We start from the raw sequence: 16144 nt of genomic DNA, 5'->3' as shown, positions 1-16144 counted from the left end.
TAGGACACTACCACTATTTCTCTTTCTTTATAAAAAGTACCAATAACTCTTTTACAACATGCTCAATAACAGGACGATTACAGACATGTATTTTTTAAAATACTCAAACATTCAATTATATTTAGCAAAATCTTTCGCATAGATTTATAACTGATAACGGAGAGTGGCTGCTGACTACTTTCCGTTTTCTTTTATTTACGCTTTTTATACCTCGAATTTTGGTCATAAAAAAAACCTCCAGATTGACACTGAAGGTTTTATTATCTCTAAACGAAATGTCTTTATAATTCCTTAAAGAAGTCGTTTCCTTTATCATCAACAATAATGAATGCGGGGAAATTCTCTACACGAATCTTACGAACCGCTTCCATTCCAAGATCCTCAAAATCAACAACCTCAACAGATTTAATACTGTTTTTGGCAAGGATAGCCGCCGGTCCGCCAATTGACCCCAGATAGAATCCTCCGTGCTTTTTACAGGCATCGGTAACAGCTTGCGAGCGATTTCCTTTTGCCAACATAATCATCGAACCGCCATGGCTCTGAAACTCCTCAACATATGGATCCATCCGACCAGCCGTTGTTGGTCCGAAACTTCCTGAAGCCATACCTTTTGGCGTTTTTGCAGGACCTGCATAATACACTGGGTGGTTTTTAAAGTACTCCGGCATTGGTTGGCCTTCGTCAAGCATTTGTTTAATCTGCGCGTGTGCAATGTCGCGGGCTACAATTAAAGTACCACTCAAATTCAAACGCGTTTTTGTTGGATATTTTTTCAATTCGGCCAATACTTTATCCATTCCCTGATCCAGATCGATATCAATCGCAGGACTCATTGATGGTGCTTTTGCCGGTAAGAAACGTGCAGGATTTTTTTCCAGTTGCTCCACAAAAATACCTTCCTTGGTAATTTTTGCTTTTATGTTACGGTCGGCACTACAACTCACTCCCAAACCTACCGGGCACGAAGCTGCGTGGCGTGGCAAGCGGATAACACGAACATCGTGCACGAAATATTTTCCGCCAAACTGCGCACCTACTCCACTTTCCTGGCAAATTTTGGTTACTTTTTCTTCCCATTCCAAATCGCGGAAAGCCTGACCACCTTCGTTACCTTCGGTTGGTAAATGATCTAAATAACCTGCAGATGCTTTTTTCACGGTAGCAAGAGTAGCCTCGGCAGAAGTTCCGCCAATTACCAATGCCAAATGATACGGTGGACAGGCAGAAGTACCCAGATCCATTATTTTATCCTGTACAAATTTGGTGAGATTTTCCTCAGTCAACAGCGATTTTGTTTGCTGGTAAAGGAATGTTTTGTTACCTGAACCTCCACCTTTTGTTACAAATAAGAATTCGTATTTATTCCCTTGCTCGGCATACAAATCAATTTGTGCAGGAAGGTTAGTACCCGTGTTCTTTTCCTTTGTCATGGTAAAAGGAACAACCTGCGAATAACGTAAATTTTTATCGGCATAAGTCGCAAAAATACCTTTCGACAACTCTTCTGCATCGTTTGCACCGGTGTACACATCTTCACCTTTTTTTCCAATCACAATTGCTGTACCTGTATCCTGGCATGTAGGCAGTTCGCCTTCGGCAGAAACAGCTTGATTCATCAACATGGTATGTGCTACAAATTTATCGTTATCGGTTGCCTCCGGATCTTCAAGTATTTTGGCCAGTTTCTCGAGGTGAGCAGAACGCAGGTAAAACGAAACATCAGAAAATGCTTCTTTTGCCAGTTCCTCCAAACCTTTTGGATCAACTTTTAAAATCTCGCGGCCATCGAGCTCCACGGTCGACACATAATTTTTTGTAATGCAACGATATTCAGTATCGTCTTTTAAAATTGGAAATGGTTTTTGGTATTTAAAATCTGCCATTGTAAAATCGATTAAATTAATTTTCCATCAAAGATAAAACTATTCGGTGGTTTCCATTTTTATTTTTACCGGAAAGCTGAAAAATTAAAACTCTGAATATATAACGGTATTAAACATTCGGTGTTAATAACTAGAGCCTATTTAAAGCCATTCTACGGTTGTAATTAATACAAGTAAAATACATTTGCGCCCAGATAAAAAACAAGATGAAAAAAATAGGTTTGGGTATGTTATGTGTATTGACACATAACTTATTCTCATGGGCATTCGCATCGGATCTTACGAATTTTAACGATTCTTGTTATCCCTATATCTATCACTCACACCAGTCGACAATTGATCAACCAATTGCGGTTAACGACACATTTATTCTGGGCATAGGCTGCGGAAATAATACGATTTCGGGCAACCTGTTAAGTAACGACACCTATACTCAGGATTCATTTTGGCTTAGCGAAATTGAGCCTCCTGCTTTTGGCAATTTTTCGTGCGGTCCACTTGGCAATTTTACCTATAGCAACCCTTCCGATTTCAGGGGAAATATAACACTGACCTACCGACTAAGCAATGTCGCCAATGCATCCATTTATTGCGAAGCACAGCTCTCCATTATAGTGGATGACGATAACGATTGCGACCAGGTTATAAACATGATTGACATGGATGACGACAACGACGGGATTCTGGATGTTCATGAAGGTGATGAAACAGTAGATACTGATGAAGATGGAATCCCGGATTATCTCGACATCGATTCGGATAACGACGGTATTACGGATTTTACCGAATGGCAAATGGAAGGATTTTGCAAATCGTTACTATTGAACGACAACAATAACAATGGATGGGACGCTGCTTTTGATCCTGATGAAGGGGGCGATTATTACGAGCAAACAGATACCGACCTTGATGGTATTCCCGATTTTCAGGATATTGATTCAGACAACGATGGAATACCAGACTTTATTGAAGCCTATGACATAGACAACGACCAGCTTCCTGCATTAAATTTTTCAAATCTGGATTATGATTCGGATGGGCTTGATAACAGTTGCGACACTGTCAACTGTGCAATATCGAGGCTAAACCCTATGGGGAGTAACAGTCCACTACCCGATAATGATACAAACAATATTCGCGACTGGCGCGATCCGTATAATTACGTCATTGAAGCGGAACCTCAATTTGCAAAAATCGGCGAAAATGAAATACTTGTTTATCCAAATCCGGTGGTTGATGAATGTACCATTGTGCTTCCAACAAACGATAACACACCAGCAATCAAATACTCGCTAAAAATTTATGATATGAAGGGGAGTTTGGAGCACCTGGAGTTATTCGAAGAAAATCAACACCACATGTCTTTAGCGCACCTAAAAAAAGGAGTTTACATCGTGCGAGTAAAGGTGGGGACAAAAGATTTTGTCACTCGCATTATTAAATCAAATTAGATAAAATACAGAATTCAACCACCACAAATAGTTTATTTTGATCAACATATTTGGTTTGTAATACAAACTTGTTTAAATTTATAAACAAAAATAAACCATGGAAAACTCAATAATAAACCAGGACCAGTTAAGCGACAAACAATTACTTGCTACGCTTAAAACAGCTGTTGCAACATCAAAGCGTTCCTTATACGAAGATGGGATTCTACTCATTTTATGGGGAACATCATTTACAATTGGATTCTTCCTTAATTACTATAAATCCACCCACCTTGTAGTGCGGAGTACACGTAATCTCATCGATTCTTTAAATATTATAGCAGCGGTGTTATTAATCGGATTTTCCATTTATTATCTATTCCTACGCAAACCAAAATTTCGCACATATACGGCTATTTCCACACGTTTTGTCTGGATAGGAATCATTATTGCCCATAATCTGAATGTTATTGTAACTAAAAGTCTGCTGCAAGAAGTTACTTTTGCACTAATTCATCCGCTACAAATGGTGCTACTTGGTTTTGCACTTTTTGTTACAGGCGGAATTTATCGCTACAAGTTACTATCAATAAGCGGTGTTATAATGTGGATTGCAGCAGTATTGTGCGCCCGGGTAGAACTGGCTGACCAATATCTTATTCGGGCAATAGCCAACTTTATTTGTTTTGTAATCCCGGGAGTTTTGATGTATTTGCAAAGTAAAAAGCTAATCCATGTTTAGAAGCCTCGACTCACTTCTTCATTCACAGGTGCGGCTGGCAATAATGACCATTCTTTTAAATGTAAAATCAGCGGAGTTTTCATATTTGCTCAAAAATATTGATACCTCAAAAGGCAACCTCAGTTTCCAGATCACAAAGCTAAAGGAAGGTGGTTATATCAAGGTTAAAAAATCGTTCCGAAAAAACTATCCTTTAACAACCTTAAGCATCACGCCAAAAGGAATTGACGCCTACGAAAATTACGTGGAAGCAATTTCTGAATATTTTCAAAAATCCAGAAAACTTTAATTCTCACTCACCGTTTTATTTATAGTTCTGCGTTTAATCCATATTGAATTGACTGAAAATACCATTCAATTCATTAGTTTTGAGAAAACGAAAATTATTTAAAATGAAGATAAAAGTCTATGTGCTATGTGCCTTACTTTTTGCTGCAGTGATTAGTGTGAATGCAGAGGTAAAGCTCCCCAAAATATTCAGCTCAAACATGGTATTGCAACAAGGAATTAAAATCCCGGTATGGGGCTGGGCAGATCCGGGCGAAACGATTTCTGTTGAATTAAATACTGACGCTTTAGAAACAACTACCAGCGAAGATGGTAAATGGAATGTAAAATTGCCAGCACAAAAGTATGGTGGTCCTTACACCTTAACAGTAAAAGGAAAAAATACCATTTCGTTAACGAATGTTATGATTGGTGAAGTTTGGGTGTGCTCGGGTCAGTCGAACATGGAATGGCCACTGGCACAGGTGAAAAATGCTGATAAAGAAGTAACTGCCGCCGAACATCCGAATATCCGTTTGTTTACCGTACCACGAAAAGTGGCACAATTTCCTGAAAAAGATTTGGAAAGTGGCGAATGGATGGAATGTACGCCGCAAACAGCACATAACTTTTCAGCTGTCGGGTATTTTTTTGGCAAGGCTTTGCAGGAAGAACTTGATGTTCCTATCGGATTAATTCACTCGTCGTGGGGCGGCACCGTTGCCGAAACATGGACCAGCGCGCAAACGATTCAAAACGATCCGGATTTCAGAGAACTGATGATTGAGTTGCAACAAATGGATGTTGAAGAATACAAAAAGAATAAGGAGGCTGAAATAAGAGAAATACTGGGCGGTGAAATTCCTTCTGATGACAAAGGCATGCAAAACGGGAAGCCGGTGTGGTCGGATCCGGAACTAAACGACACGGACTGGAGTAAAATTATTGCCCCGGGATTATGGGAAGAACAGGGCTACATCGACATTGACGGAATTGGATGGTACCGCAAAGAACTTGACCTTACTGAAGACCAAACACAAACGAACCTAAACCTGCACTTAGGGAAAATAGATGATTCGGACATTACGTTTCTAAACGGGATTGAAATCGGGAAAACCGAAAATCAATACGACAAAGAAAGAGTTTACACCATTGATAAAAAATATTTAAATCCGGGCAAAAATATGATCGTTGTTCGTGTTAACGATACCGGCGGCGGTGGTGGAATTTGGGGCGATCCGGAAGATCAGTACGTGGCCATCGGACAGGAAAAAATTGATATATCAGGCGATTGGAAATTTAAGATTTCGAAAGCTGTAATGCAGAATATTGATCTGGGGCCAAATTCGTATCCAACACTGTTATTCAACAGTATGATCAACCCAATTGTACCTTTCGGAATGAAAGGTGTAATTTGGTATCAGGGCGAAGCAAATGCTAGCCGGGCAAAACAATATCAACGCGTGTTCCCCAACCTGATTAATGATTGGCGTAAACAATGGAGCCAGGGCGATTTCCCGTTTTTATTCGTGCAACTGGCCAATTATATGAAACCTGTACAAAAACCCGGCGATAGCGAGTGGGCAGAGTTACGCGAGGCACAAACAATGACTTTGGAGCTGCCAAATACCGGAATGGCATCAGCAATAGATATCGGTGAAGCAAATAATATTCACCCCAAAAACAAGCAGGATGTAGGAAAACGGCTGGCATTGAATGCTTTTAAAGTAGCTTACAATAAAGATGTAGTGTACACTGGTCCTTCATTCGAATCGGTAGAATTTAAAGATGGTAAAGCCTACATCACTTTCAGCGAAACAGGTTCAGGTTTGGCAGTGAAGGATAAATACGGTTATGTAAAAGCATTTGCAATTGCCGGTGTAGATAAGGAATTCCACTGGGCTAAAGCCGAGATCATCAATAATAATACGGTTGTTGTTTATTCGTACGCGGTTACCGATCCGGTAGCAGTGCGTTTTGGCTGGGCCGATAATCCTGATGATTTAAACCTGTATAATCTGGAATTGCTACCAGCCAATCCATTCAGAACCGATGAATGGCCGGGAATAACAAAATAAATTATAGATAAAATTGTCTCGATCGTACAATTTATTAATTAATATATTGTTGATTATAAAACGTGTTTGCATAGTTTTGTGCCAATGATGAAACGAGCACAGTAAATTTTCACACACATAAAAATGCCCGTTGTGCGAGTTACATGAGTCACAATTAAAATAAGCGATAACAGACGAATGAAAAACTTTACCCTTCTATTCTTATTACTGCTAACCCAAACCATTGCTTTTGGGCAAAGTAACAACGCAACGTTAAAAGGTGTTATTAAAGATCAGAACGGAGTTCCGATTGATATGGTAAATGTGGTATTAAAAGAATATCCAACACTGGGAACCACAACAAATGCCAACGGCGAATTCCTGCTTCGGATTCCGGCACGAAAACAGCTCACCATTATTTTTTCATCATTAGGGTACCAAACTTTTCAGGATTCGGTTTTTGCCAAACGAGAGGAAACCATTATCAAGAAAATAGAAATGCCGGAAATGAATCTTGAACTGGCTGAAATAATTGTAAGGGAGCAGCGACGTAACGGAGGAAGTATTGTTAGTCTCGACCCGAAAATTATCAACTCCATTTCGAGTGCTTCGGGAGGAATTGAAGCCGGTTTAAAAACCTTGCCGGGCGTTGCATCAAATAACGAATTAAGTTCGCAATACACCGTTCGGGGTGGTAATTTCGACGAAAACCTGGTGTATGTAAACGATGTTGAAGTTTACCGGCCTTTCCTGATTCGGTCAGGACAACAGGAAGGGTTGAGCTTTATTAACAGCGACATGGTTTCTACCATCGATTTTTCGGCAGGTGGCTTTAATGCCAAATACGGCGATAAAATGTCGTCGGTGCTCGATATAAAATACCGCAAACCAAGCAATTTTAAAGGGTCGGCATCATTAAGTATGCTTGGCGCATCGGCACATTTCGAAGATGTTGCACTAAACGGAAAGTTATCGCATATCTCCGGATTACGTTATAAAACCAACCGTTACATGTTGGGGAGTTTGGATGAACAAGGTGAATACGATCCACGTTTTCTCGATTTTCAAACTTATATAACCTATCAATTTAACGAGAAATTCGATCTCTCATTTTTGGGTAACGTGGCACAGAACCAATATAATTTTATTCCGCAAACCCGCGAAACAACTTTTGGCACCTGGCAAAATCCGCTCAATACTAAAATTTATTTTGATGGACAGGAACAGGACGATTTTCAAACCTACTTGGGTGCGGTAACTGCCAACTATCATCCCAATGCCTACCTAAACCTGAAGTTTATTGCATCAGCTTACCATGCCAAAGAAAAAGAAACTTACGATATTCAGGGACAATATTATTTAAACCAGCTGGAGCGAAATATGGGCTCGGAAGAGTTTGGTGATAGCTCGCTTAACTTGGGTGTTGGCACATTCTTAAACCATGCCAGAAACAGCCTGGACGCAACGGTTTACAGTTTTGCGCACAAAGGCGCATTTAACTCTGAAAAACACCTGATCAACTGGGGAATTAAATTTCAGCACGAAAAAATAAACGACGAACTAAACGAGTGGATTTACCGCGATTCAGCCGGTTATTCTATCCCCTACTCTGACAACCAGGTAAATTTATTTTATATACTAAATGCAAAAAACAAAATCAGTTCGAACCGGATAACAGGCTACGTTCAGGATAGTTGGAGTGTGCCCGTAGAAAATGGCGATTTGTATTTAACGGGCGGTGTTCGCTTCAATTACTGGGATTTTAACGACGAATTGCTCATTAGTCCGCGCGCCACATTAAACTATTTCCCGAGTGGGAGAAAAAAATGTCGTTCCGTTTATCTGCCGGCTGGTATCATCAGTCGCCATTTTTTAAAGAGTTGAAAAAAAGTGACGGCTACATCAATTACAATTCAAAAGCGCAACGCTCTTTCCAGGTGGTTGGTGGCACCGATTTATTATTTACGGCCTGGGATCGTCCGTTTCGTTTTACTTCCGAGGCGTATTACAAACACATGAACCGATTGATTCCTTACCAGGTCGATAATGTTCGGATTCGCTACCTGGCCGAAGAGGAAGCAACGGGTTATGCCACCGGAGTTGATTTTAAAATTAATGGAGAGTTTGTAAGTGGGCTGCAATCGTGGGCCAGTTTGTCCTTCCTGCAAACCGAAGAAGATATTAAAGGCGACGGGCACGCAATGATTCCCCGCCCAACCGATCAGTGGATGAATTTTAGTATGTTTTTTCAGGATTATTTGCCCGGTAATCCAAGCTATAAAATGCAACTATCAGGTTTTTACGGAGCGCGCCTGCCCACCGGACCTCCGAATGGAGAGCGTTACCAGGATGTATTTCGTATGCCGCCGTACCGCCGTATCGACTTAGGGTTTTCGAAAGTATTTATAAGTCCGGCAAATCGTTCGAGCAGCCCTTTTTTCAGGCATATAACCGACATGTGGCTTAGCCTGGAAGCTTTTAATATTCTGAATATCAACAATACGATTTCGTATTTCTGGGTGTCGAGTATTTATGGCGATCAATATGCTGTTCCGAATTATCTTACATCCCGAAAATTCAACTTAAAACTCACGTTAAAATTCTAAATTTCAAACACATAAACCATCTGTTACATAATGCAATGTTTAAGCAACATTAAGACTTTGGGACACTTCTCCCCTGATTTGAACTATTGTATCGATTCGTTTAACTTTGCAAAACAACTTAATTAGTTACTATATGAACCTAACTGTATACCAGGTTGACGCCTTTGCCGATAAAATTTTTGAAGGAAATCCTGCTGCTGTTATTCCCTTGCAAGATGAATGGCTACCGGATGCTACCATGCAAAAACTGGCAATGGAAAACAACCTGTCAGAAACAGCTTTTTTTATAAAACAAGATGACTGTTACCATATTCGCTGGTTTACTCCTGAAGCTGAAGTAGATCTTTGTGGCCATGCAACATTAGCCACTTCGCATGTGATGTTCCAGCATTTAAATTACGCTGCAGATAGCATTTGTTTTGAATCAAGAAGTGGAAAACTCAGCGTAAACAAGGAAGGTGATCTTTTGGTTCTAAACTTTCCTGCATCAGAAGTAGAAGCCAAATATATACCGACCGGATTAAAAACAGCTTTTGGTATTCATCCGCATGAATGTTTTAAAGGACGTGAAGACTTACTTTTGGTTTTTAAGAATGAAAATGACATTGCCAATTTAGAACCCGATTTCACTCAAATGTTAGAAGCCACATCGCGAGGTATAATTTGTACGGCCAAATCAGAAAAATACGACTTTGTGTCGCGCTATTTTGCGCCATCGGTTGGTATTAATGAAGATCCGGTAACCGGATCGGCACATACCATGCTAATTCCCTACTGGTCGGCTCAATTGAATAAAAAAACCCTACTGACCAAACAGATATCAAAAAGAGGTGGTGTATTAAAATGCAGGCAACTTGGCGATCGTGTAGAGATTGGCGGCAAAGCTGTAACCTTTTTGGTAGGAACCATTAATATTTAGCATTTTATCCCGTTTCGCTTTTTATCAGGAAAAGAGCAGTTAAAACTTTATTAAAGATAATTGGAAAAAAGGTATAAATGTACTTAAACGAAAGTCGTATTTTTGGTGAAAATAATTGAAAAACTGCACTCACATACAATATTTATAATTGAAAAATGAATGATCCGATTGGCATAGCCATTAAAGAGTATTTTGAACGAGGAAAAGCGCCTCAAATTCAAGTAGATTCGAACTATACAGAAGGCGAAACAATTGCCCCGTCGTATTTTTTTAGAAACGAGAAGGAGCTCCCAAAACTTGAAAAAGTTGCACTTAAAAATTGTAAAGGCCGTATTCTTGATATTGGCGCAGCAGCGGGTTGCCATTCGCTCATTCTACAGAAAAAAGGATATAGCGTTACGGCTCTGGAAAAATCGGAAATATCTGCTGAAGTAATGAGAAAGCAGGGAATTGTAAAAGTGGTTCATGCCGATATTTTTGAATACAACGAAAAACAATTCAACACCATTTTGTTGCTGATGAACGGATCGGGTATTGGCGGAACGATTGAAGGTTTAAAAAAGTTACTTAACCACCTAAAAAGCCTTCTGCTCGATGGTGGACAGATTCTAATTGATTCGTCAGATATTAAATACCTTTTTGACGAAGAAGACGGATCGCACTGGGTTGATCTGGCAAACAACAACTATTACGGCGAAATGCAATATAAAGTAAGTTTTCGGAAATCGGTGGCTAATTTCGATTGGCTTTTTATCGATTTCAACACGCTGCAACTTATTGCCAGCGAAATAGGCTATACCTCTACCCTGCTTGAAAAAGGCACGCAAAACGATTACCTGGCAAAACTAAAACTTTGAAATGACACGAGAACTTCAATCCCCTTGATCAATTTTGCGTGATTTTCTCCTTTGCGGCCAAACCGGTAATCGATAGGGTGAGTCCACTCGCAGAGCTAAAAATGCTGTTGGTAGAATAAATCAGCTCGTTCACAGATATAATTTCGCTATTTACTGACGTTTGCATAATTTGGTATTCAAATTAAAACAGAAAACACCATGAAAGCTCTTATCCTCATCTCATCAATTTTTTACATTCTCGGATTAAAAATCAGCAATAAAATCGATCTGGTGAAAAAATCGAACCCGGTGGAGAAAATTATTATCCACAATGTAAAAGTTGCTGAGCCGGAGAAAAATGCAACTTTCGAATCAAACACAAAGGAAGAAACACCGAAAAAAGAAAAAACAATAGCCAAGGAAAGTATGGAATAACATCCTACCATAGAAATAAAAAGAATTATTTAAGCAGCAAACAGGAAATCATTTAATGGTTTCCTGTTTTGTTTTTTGTACATTAGGTAACTTTAAAATCTGAACTATTTTATTATGGATTGCCAGATCACATCAAACGATATTCGAGTTAACAGTTGGGAAGAGTTGGCACAGGAAGTTTATCACCAATCATGGAAACCGGATCTTGGCCGATTTCGGTCAGACTTTGCATTTCGGGGTCTCTCAGACTGCCGTTATAAGCTGGCAAACAGCTTTGTACGCAACTGCGGAGAACGCCCGGAGCTGGAATACCATATGTTACGCAATTTCAGAAAATATGCTCGTATCGACGATTTCTCTCTGGCCAATACGCCACTACGGGCATTGGTGCTGGCACAACACCACGGTTTGGCTACTCGTTTGCTCGACTGGACCTACTCCCCGTTTATAGCAATGCATTTTGCCACGTCGAACACTGAAAAATACGATATCGACGGAGTAATATGGAAAGTAGATTTTGTAAAAGTAAACCATTTAATTCCTGAGCCCTTAAAACGATTGCTTACCCTCGAAAAATGCAACGCATTTACCGTTGAAATGCTGGAGTCTGAATTTCCGACAATACAAAAACTCGACGAAACCATTGGAAGCGGACATGCTTTGTTTTTTGAACCGCCATCAATCGACGACCGGATTGTAAATCAGTTTGCCTTGTTTTCGGTAATGACCAATGCAACATCGATTTTTGATGAGTGGTTGATCAAACATCCTGACCTGTACCGCAGAATCATTATTCCTTCCGAATTAAAATGGGAGGTTCGCGACAAACTCGACCAGGCAAATATAAGCGAGCGGGTACTTTTTCCCGGACTTGATGGTTTAGCTAGCTGGCTAAAACGTCATTACCGTCCCAAGCTGCTATCATAAATACCACAAGCGGTAAACCATTTGCATTCAACAAATTCCACTATTTCTTGTTTTATATGAACGTAATAACTTAAAAATATCCTTATGGCCAAGTTTCAAATGAATCGACGGAAATTTATTGGAGCCCTCAGTGCGGGAACAGCACATGTTTTATTCACTAATCCAATCTATGCGGGCAGTATTCCGGCCAGGAGTCAAGATCCGTTTCAATTAGTTGATTTGGGGAATTCAGGGATAAAAACCACCCTGTTGGGAATGGGAACCGGTGTTCATGCTACCAACCGCAGCAGTTTCCTTACAAAGCAGGATAAAAACACCAGCCTTGATTTATTGGATCATGCGTACAATAAAGGCATTCGGTATTTTGATTTGGCCGATACCTACGGTACGCACGGACTTTTTGCTGAAGCAATGACCAAAATGAACCGGGAGGAGCTAACATTAGCGACAAAAATTTGGACTCGACCAGGCGGAATTCCCGAGAAAGAGCGTCCTGATGCTGATGTTGTGGTCGACCGATTCCGGAAAGAACTGAACACCGACTATATCGATCTGGTACAAATTCATTGTATGGTTGATGAAGACTGGACTGAAACATTAAAACCTCAAATGGAAATTCTTTCGAATCTAAAAGCGAAAGGGATTATAAAAGCACACGGTGTATCTGTGCATTCGCTTGATGCGATGAAAGCTGCCGTAGAAAGCCATTGGGTTGATGTTTTACACGCACGTATCAATCCGTATGGAATTGCAATGGACAAACCAGATCCGCAAGAAGTTGTAGAAGTAATTCAACGATTACACCAATCAGGAAAAGGCATTATAGGAATGAAACTGGTGGGTAACGGACAATTACGAAACGACAGTAAAAAAATCGATAATTCGTTACGTTTTGTTCTTGGTTTGGGCTGTGTAGATATGATGATTGTTGGTTTTGAGACAAAAGACCAGGTTGACAATTACATTTCGCGGATGGATACTGAACTGAAGAAACTTTACTAATGATTGTTGTGGCGACACCTCTATATTTTTTTTGACACAAGCCAATGTTAAGCACATCTAAACACTGTAACACACTGGCATACTGAGCAATACCGAACACCCCGATTTTATAACTTAAGTTCAGAACAATAAGGCAAGATTCCGTGTACTTTTGTGCGAAATTTCTATCGTACAATGAACTCAACTTTTAAGCCAAAACTATTTACAATTTTTAAAAATGGCATAAGTAAAAAACAAATTACTTCGGATATACTTGCCGGAGTTGTTGTTGGTATAGTTGCACTGCCACTGGCAATCGCTTTTGCCGTGGCTTCAGGTGTTTCTCCCGAAAAAGGGTTGATTACAGCTGTTGTAGCAGGTTTTCTAATTTCGTTTTTAGGTGGCAGCCGGGTACAGATTGGTGGTCCAACCGGAGCTTTTATTGTAATTGTTTACGGAATTGTACAACAATATGGAGTGAACGGCCTCATCATTTCAACTATTTTAGCCGGTATAATCCTTATCATTTTTGGCCTTTTAAAACTGGGTACATTGCTAAAATTTATCCCTCATCCGCTGATTGTTGGATTTACAAGTGGTATTGCTTTAGTAATTTTTTCTACCCAAATAAAAGACGCTTTAGGTTTAACCATTAACGACCTGCCTTCGGGATTTATTGAAAAATGGCACGTATATATTAGCAACCTAAGCAATCTAAACATTGCTGCCTTACTAGTAACACTTGCAACAATTGGCATAACATTAATCAGCGGAAAATTTGTAAAAAAAGTACCGGGATCATTTATTGCTATCATCCTTGTAACACTGGTCGTTCAGGTTTTCAAAATCCCCATTGCAACAATTGAGACTTATTTTGGTGAGATCAGCAATACCATACATTTTACCATTCCGCAGATACAGTTCAACGACCTGCAAAATTATCTGGAACCGGCGCTCACCATTGCTCTACTTGGTGGTATTGAATCATTGCTGTCGGCTGTTGTTGCCGACGGAATGATAAGTGGCAAACACCGTTCGAACACCGAATTGATTGCGCAGGGAATTGCCAATATCGTTACCCCGTTTTTTGGTGGAATTCCGGCCACCGGCGCGATAGCACGCACAGCAACCAATGTAAAAAACGGAGGGCGCACACCAATTGCAGGAATTGCACATGCCGTTACCTTGTTACTGATTATGCTGTTTTTGGGAAAATGGGCTAAATTGATTCCCATGTCGTGCCTGGCGGGTATTCTGATTATTGTTGCTTATAACATGAGTGAATGGCGTTCGTTTGTTTCTATTCTTAAAGGTTCAGTTTTCGATATTATTGTATTGCTAACTACCTTCATTTTAACTGTTCTGGTTGACTTAACCGTAGCCATTGAAGTTGGTGTAGTTCTTTCGGCCATTCTTTTTATGAAACGTATGTCAGACATCAGCGAAAAACGCATCAACAATATTGTTGATACCGATGTAATTGAAGACTACTCGCAACTGCCAAAAGGAGTTTCGGTTTATGAAATTAGTGGTCCGCTGTTTTTTGCATCAGCACGTCGCTATTCTGAAGTTATTCAGGAAATCGGTCAAGATAGCAATACGCTAATACTTCGCATGCGCCATGTTTCGTTTATCGATGAAACAGGAATGAAAAACCTGCAGAGTTCATTAAAAATACTTCAGAAAAAAGGGGTAAACATTATTTTGTCGGGCGTTTCTTCCCAACTAAAAAATGATCTAAAAAAGAGACTCAGCCCCAAAGTACTTGACCACATTGATATGGAAGATTCGTTTGAAAAAGCGCTCGATCACGCGAAACTTAGTTCTGCATCTTAGAGAATTACAGTTTGTCGGCCTCTATTGCTCAGTAAACAGGCTTCCAAAATTTTTAGTACTTCCAATGCTTCCTGTGGTTTTACCAGCAATTCTTTATTGTTGCGAATAGCCTCAAAAACGTTATCGTAAAAAATACGGTAATCTCCTGGAATAGTCTCAACCAGCTCTTCCACATGCTCTTCGTTTTCTGTATAAACCTGTGTCCCCCACCAGTCAGATTCTTCTTTTCCCCAGTCGTCACCTGCAGGTAAATTACCTGCTTTTAATAATTCTTCCTGTCCGTCAATTCCCCACTTTTTAAAGGTGCCATATTCGCCATTGATCATATATCTGGGACTGGGATCCATTATCAGATAAGAACATTTCAGCAAAGCCGAAAAGCCTTCATAGTCCAGTCGGATATCATAATAGTCCGAAACCTTCCCTCCTGTTCTAACCGTTTTTAAATGGGCAGTAACCGTTTGAGGCCGGCCAAACAAAACATAAGCCTGGTCAATCATATGCGATCCCAGATTATACAAAACACCACCATATTCATCGCCTTCTTCTTTCCAGGTATCCGGTGTAATTTCGGTTCGGTAGCGGTCGTAATGCGCTTCAAATTCAACCAATCTTCCAAAACGCGCTTCCTTAATCACTTTTTGTACTGTTCTAAAATCTCCATCCCATCGGCGATTCTGAAATATGGTAAAAACCAGATTTTTTGACTTTGCCAGTTCTATAAGCTCTTCTAATTCAGCACTCCGCAATGTGGCTGGTTTTTCTACTACCACATGTTTGCCGGCTTCCAATGCCTGTTTCACCATCGGGTAATGAAATTTATCAGGTGTATTTATAACCACTAATTCCACTTCGGTATCTGCTAAAACAGCATCGAATGTTCGCACAATCTTTGCGTCAGGAAACAATTCTTGCGATAAGGTTTTGGATCGTTCGAGAACAAGTTTTACTCTGAAATTTTTGTTCACCTTCAACAACGGTCCATGAAATACTTGTCCCGACATACCAAAAGAGGCCAAAGCAACTGCAATCTGTTTCTTCATTTTCTCAAATTGAATTGATTCATTAAACGCAAAATTCTCATCAATAAAAATACAGAAATAAGTGTTCCGGACAAAAGTTGCTGAATAACATTCGCTAAACATGGTATTGTATAACACATTAGCTTCTATTCCACAAATTTTGATTGTAAATTAGTCTGATAAACTTTACTAACACTTTC

The 16144-nt window shown here is 39.9% G+C and carries 14 protein-coding genes; 12 read left to right on the top strand and 2 right to left on the bottom strand.

What is annotated here, in order from left to right; translation table 11 throughout:
• Window positions 1-281: 281 nt before the first annotated feature.
• The gene (locus G0Q07_RS09380) at window positions 282-1886 is read right to left on the bottom strand and encodes a fumarate hydratase (RefSeq protein WP_163345852.1); all 1605 of its coding nucleotides are present in this window, start codon (window positions 1884-1886) and stop codon (window positions 282-284) included.
• 206 nt (window positions 1887-2092) lie between these two features.
• Here G0Q07_RS09380 and G0Q07_RS09375 point away from each other — a divergent pair, with 206 nt between their 5' ends.
• The 12 genes from G0Q07_RS09375 (at window position 2093) to G0Q07_RS09320 (ending at window position 14922) form a co-directional block, all read left to right on the top strand.
• The gene (locus tag G0Q07_RS09375; protein WP_163345851.1) at window positions 2093-3337 is read left to right on the top strand and encodes a T9SS type A sorting domain-containing protein; all 1245 of its coding nucleotides are present in this window, start codon (window positions 2093-2095) and stop codon (window positions 3335-3337) included.
• Between the two features lie 97 nt (window positions 3338-3434).
• Window positions 3435-4058, top strand: coding sequence for a hypothetical protein (locus G0Q07_RS09370; protein ID WP_163345850.1), 624 nt, complete (start codon window positions 3435-3437; stop codon window positions 4056-4058).
• Entirely contained in the window at window positions 4051-4347 is a 297-nt protein-coding gene (locus G0Q07_RS09365; RefSeq protein WP_163345849.1) for a transcriptional regulator, read from the top strand. The genes G0Q07_RS09370 and G0Q07_RS09365 overlap by 8 nt, the downstream gene beginning before the upstream one ends.
• A gap of 103 nt (window positions 4348-4450) precedes the next feature.
• On the top strand, window positions 4451-6403 hold the full coding sequence (locus G0Q07_RS09360) for a sialate O-acetylesterase (protein WP_163345848.1): 1953 nt from the start codon (window positions 4451-4453) through the stop codon (window positions 6401-6403).
• Window positions 6404-6580: 177 nt separating this feature from the next.
• Window positions 6581-8266, top strand: a complete 1686-nt coding sequence (locus G0Q07_RS09355; protein WP_163345847.1) for a TonB-dependent receptor — start codon at window positions 6581-6583, stop codon at window positions 8264-8266.
• Window positions 8209-8988: a TonB-dependent receptor gene (locus G0Q07_RS09350; protein WP_163345846.1), complete on the top strand. Its 780-nt coding sequence runs from the start codon at window positions 8209-8211 to the stop codon at window positions 8986-8988. The genes G0Q07_RS09355 and G0Q07_RS09350 overlap by 58 nt, the downstream gene beginning before the upstream one ends.
• A gap of 133 nt (window positions 8989-9121) precedes the next feature.
• Window positions 9122-9907, top strand: coding sequence for a PhzF family phenazine biosynthesis protein (locus G0Q07_RS09345; protein ID WP_163345845.1), 786 nt, complete (start codon window positions 9122-9124; stop codon window positions 9905-9907).
• A gap of 155 nt (window positions 9908-10062) precedes the next feature.
• On the top strand, window positions 10063-10764 hold the full coding sequence (locus tag G0Q07_RS09340; RefSeq protein WP_163345844.1) for a class I SAM-dependent methyltransferase: 702 nt from the start codon (window positions 10063-10065) through the stop codon (window positions 10762-10764).
• 198 nt (window positions 10765-10962) lie between these two features.
• The gene (locus G0Q07_RS09335; RefSeq protein ID WP_163345843.1) at window positions 10963-11178 is read left to right on the top strand and encodes a hypothetical protein; all 216 of its coding nucleotides are present in this window, start codon (window positions 10963-10965) and stop codon (window positions 11176-11178) included.
• Between the two features lie 114 nt (window positions 11179-11292).
• Window positions 11293-12105, top strand: coding sequence for an FRG domain-containing protein (locus G0Q07_RS09330; protein ID WP_163345842.1), 813 nt, complete (start codon window positions 11293-11295; stop codon window positions 12103-12105).
• Between the two features lie 84 nt (window positions 12106-12189).
• Entirely contained in the window at window positions 12190-13107 is a 918-nt protein-coding gene (locus G0Q07_RS09325; RefSeq protein WP_163345841.1) for an aldo/keto reductase, read from the top strand.
• Between the two features lie 174 nt (window positions 13108-13281).
• A complete protein-coding gene (locus tag G0Q07_RS09320; RefSeq protein WP_163345840.1) occupies window positions 13282-14922 on the top strand; it encodes a SulP family inorganic anion transporter in 1641 nt (546 codons plus the stop codon).
• Here G0Q07_RS09320 and G0Q07_RS09315 read toward each other — a convergent pair.
• Window positions 14919-15965, bottom strand: a complete 1047-nt coding sequence (locus G0Q07_RS09315) for a Gfo/Idh/MocA family oxidoreductase (RefSeq protein WP_163345839.1) — start codon at window positions 15963-15965, stop codon at window positions 14919-14921. The two genes, G0Q07_RS09320 and G0Q07_RS09315, sit on opposite strands and share 4 nt — an antisense overlap.
• Between the last annotated feature and the right edge of the window lie 179 nt (window positions 15966-16144).

This window comes from Draconibacterium halophilum, assembly GCF_010448835.1.
GTDB classification, from domain to species: domain Bacteria; phylum Bacteroidota; class Bacteroidia; order Bacteroidales; family Prolixibacteraceae; genus Draconibacterium; species Draconibacterium halophilum.
Note: the sequence above shows the minus strand (reverse complement) of the source record. Positions and strands in the feature narration are given on the sequence as shown.

Excerpts from the sequence above, each read along its gene's own strand:
- G0Q07_RS09380 (WP_163345852.1), bottom strand. The coding sequence starts at position 1,886 with ATGGCAGATTTTAAATACCAAAAACCATTTCCAATTTTAAAAGACGAT.
- G0Q07_RS09375 (WP_163345851.1), top strand. The coding sequence starts at position 2,093 with ATGAAAAAAATAGGTTTGGGTATGTTATGTGTATTGACACATAACTTA.
- G0Q07_RS09370 (WP_163345850.1), top strand. The coding sequence starts at position 3,435 with ATGGAAAACTCAATAATAAACCAGGACCAGTTAAGCGACAAACAATTA.
- G0Q07_RS09365 (WP_163345849.1), top strand. The coding sequence starts at position 4,051 with ATGTTTAGAAGCCTCGACTCACTTCTTCATTCACAGGTGCGGCTGGCA.
- G0Q07_RS09360 (WP_163345848.1), top strand. The coding sequence starts at position 4,451 with ATGAAGATAAAAGTCTATGTGCTATGTGCCTTACTTTTTGCTGCAGTG.
- G0Q07_RS09355 (WP_163345847.1), top strand. The coding sequence starts at position 6,581 with ATGAAAAACTTTACCCTTCTATTCTTATTACTGCTAACCCAAACCATT.
- G0Q07_RS09350 (WP_163345846.1), top strand. The coding sequence starts at position 8,209 with ATGTCGTTCCGTTTATCTGCCGGCTGGTATCATCAGTCGCCATTTTTT.
- G0Q07_RS09345 (WP_163345845.1), top strand. The coding sequence starts at position 9,122 with ATGAACCTAACTGTATACCAGGTTGACGCCTTTGCCGATAAAATTTTT.
- G0Q07_RS09340 (WP_163345844.1), top strand. The coding sequence starts at position 10,063 with ATGAATGATCCGATTGGCATAGCCATTAAAGAGTATTTTGAACGAGGA.
- G0Q07_RS09335 (WP_163345843.1), top strand. The coding sequence starts at position 10,963 with ATGAAAGCTCTTATCCTCATCTCATCAATTTTTTACATTCTCGGATTA.
- G0Q07_RS09330 (WP_163345842.1), top strand. The coding sequence starts at position 11,293 with ATGGATTGCCAGATCACATCAAACGATATTCGAGTTAACAGTTGGGAA.
- G0Q07_RS09325 (WP_163345841.1), top strand. The coding sequence starts at position 12,190 with ATGGCCAAGTTTCAAATGAATCGACGGAAATTTATTGGAGCCCTCAGT.
- G0Q07_RS09320 (WP_163345840.1), top strand. The coding sequence starts at position 13,282 with ATGAACTCAACTTTTAAGCCAAAACTATTTACAATTTTTAAAAATGGC.
- G0Q07_RS09315 (WP_163345839.1), bottom strand. The coding sequence starts at position 15,965 with ATGAAGAAACAGATTGCAGTTGCTTTGGCCTCTTTTGGTATGTCGGGA.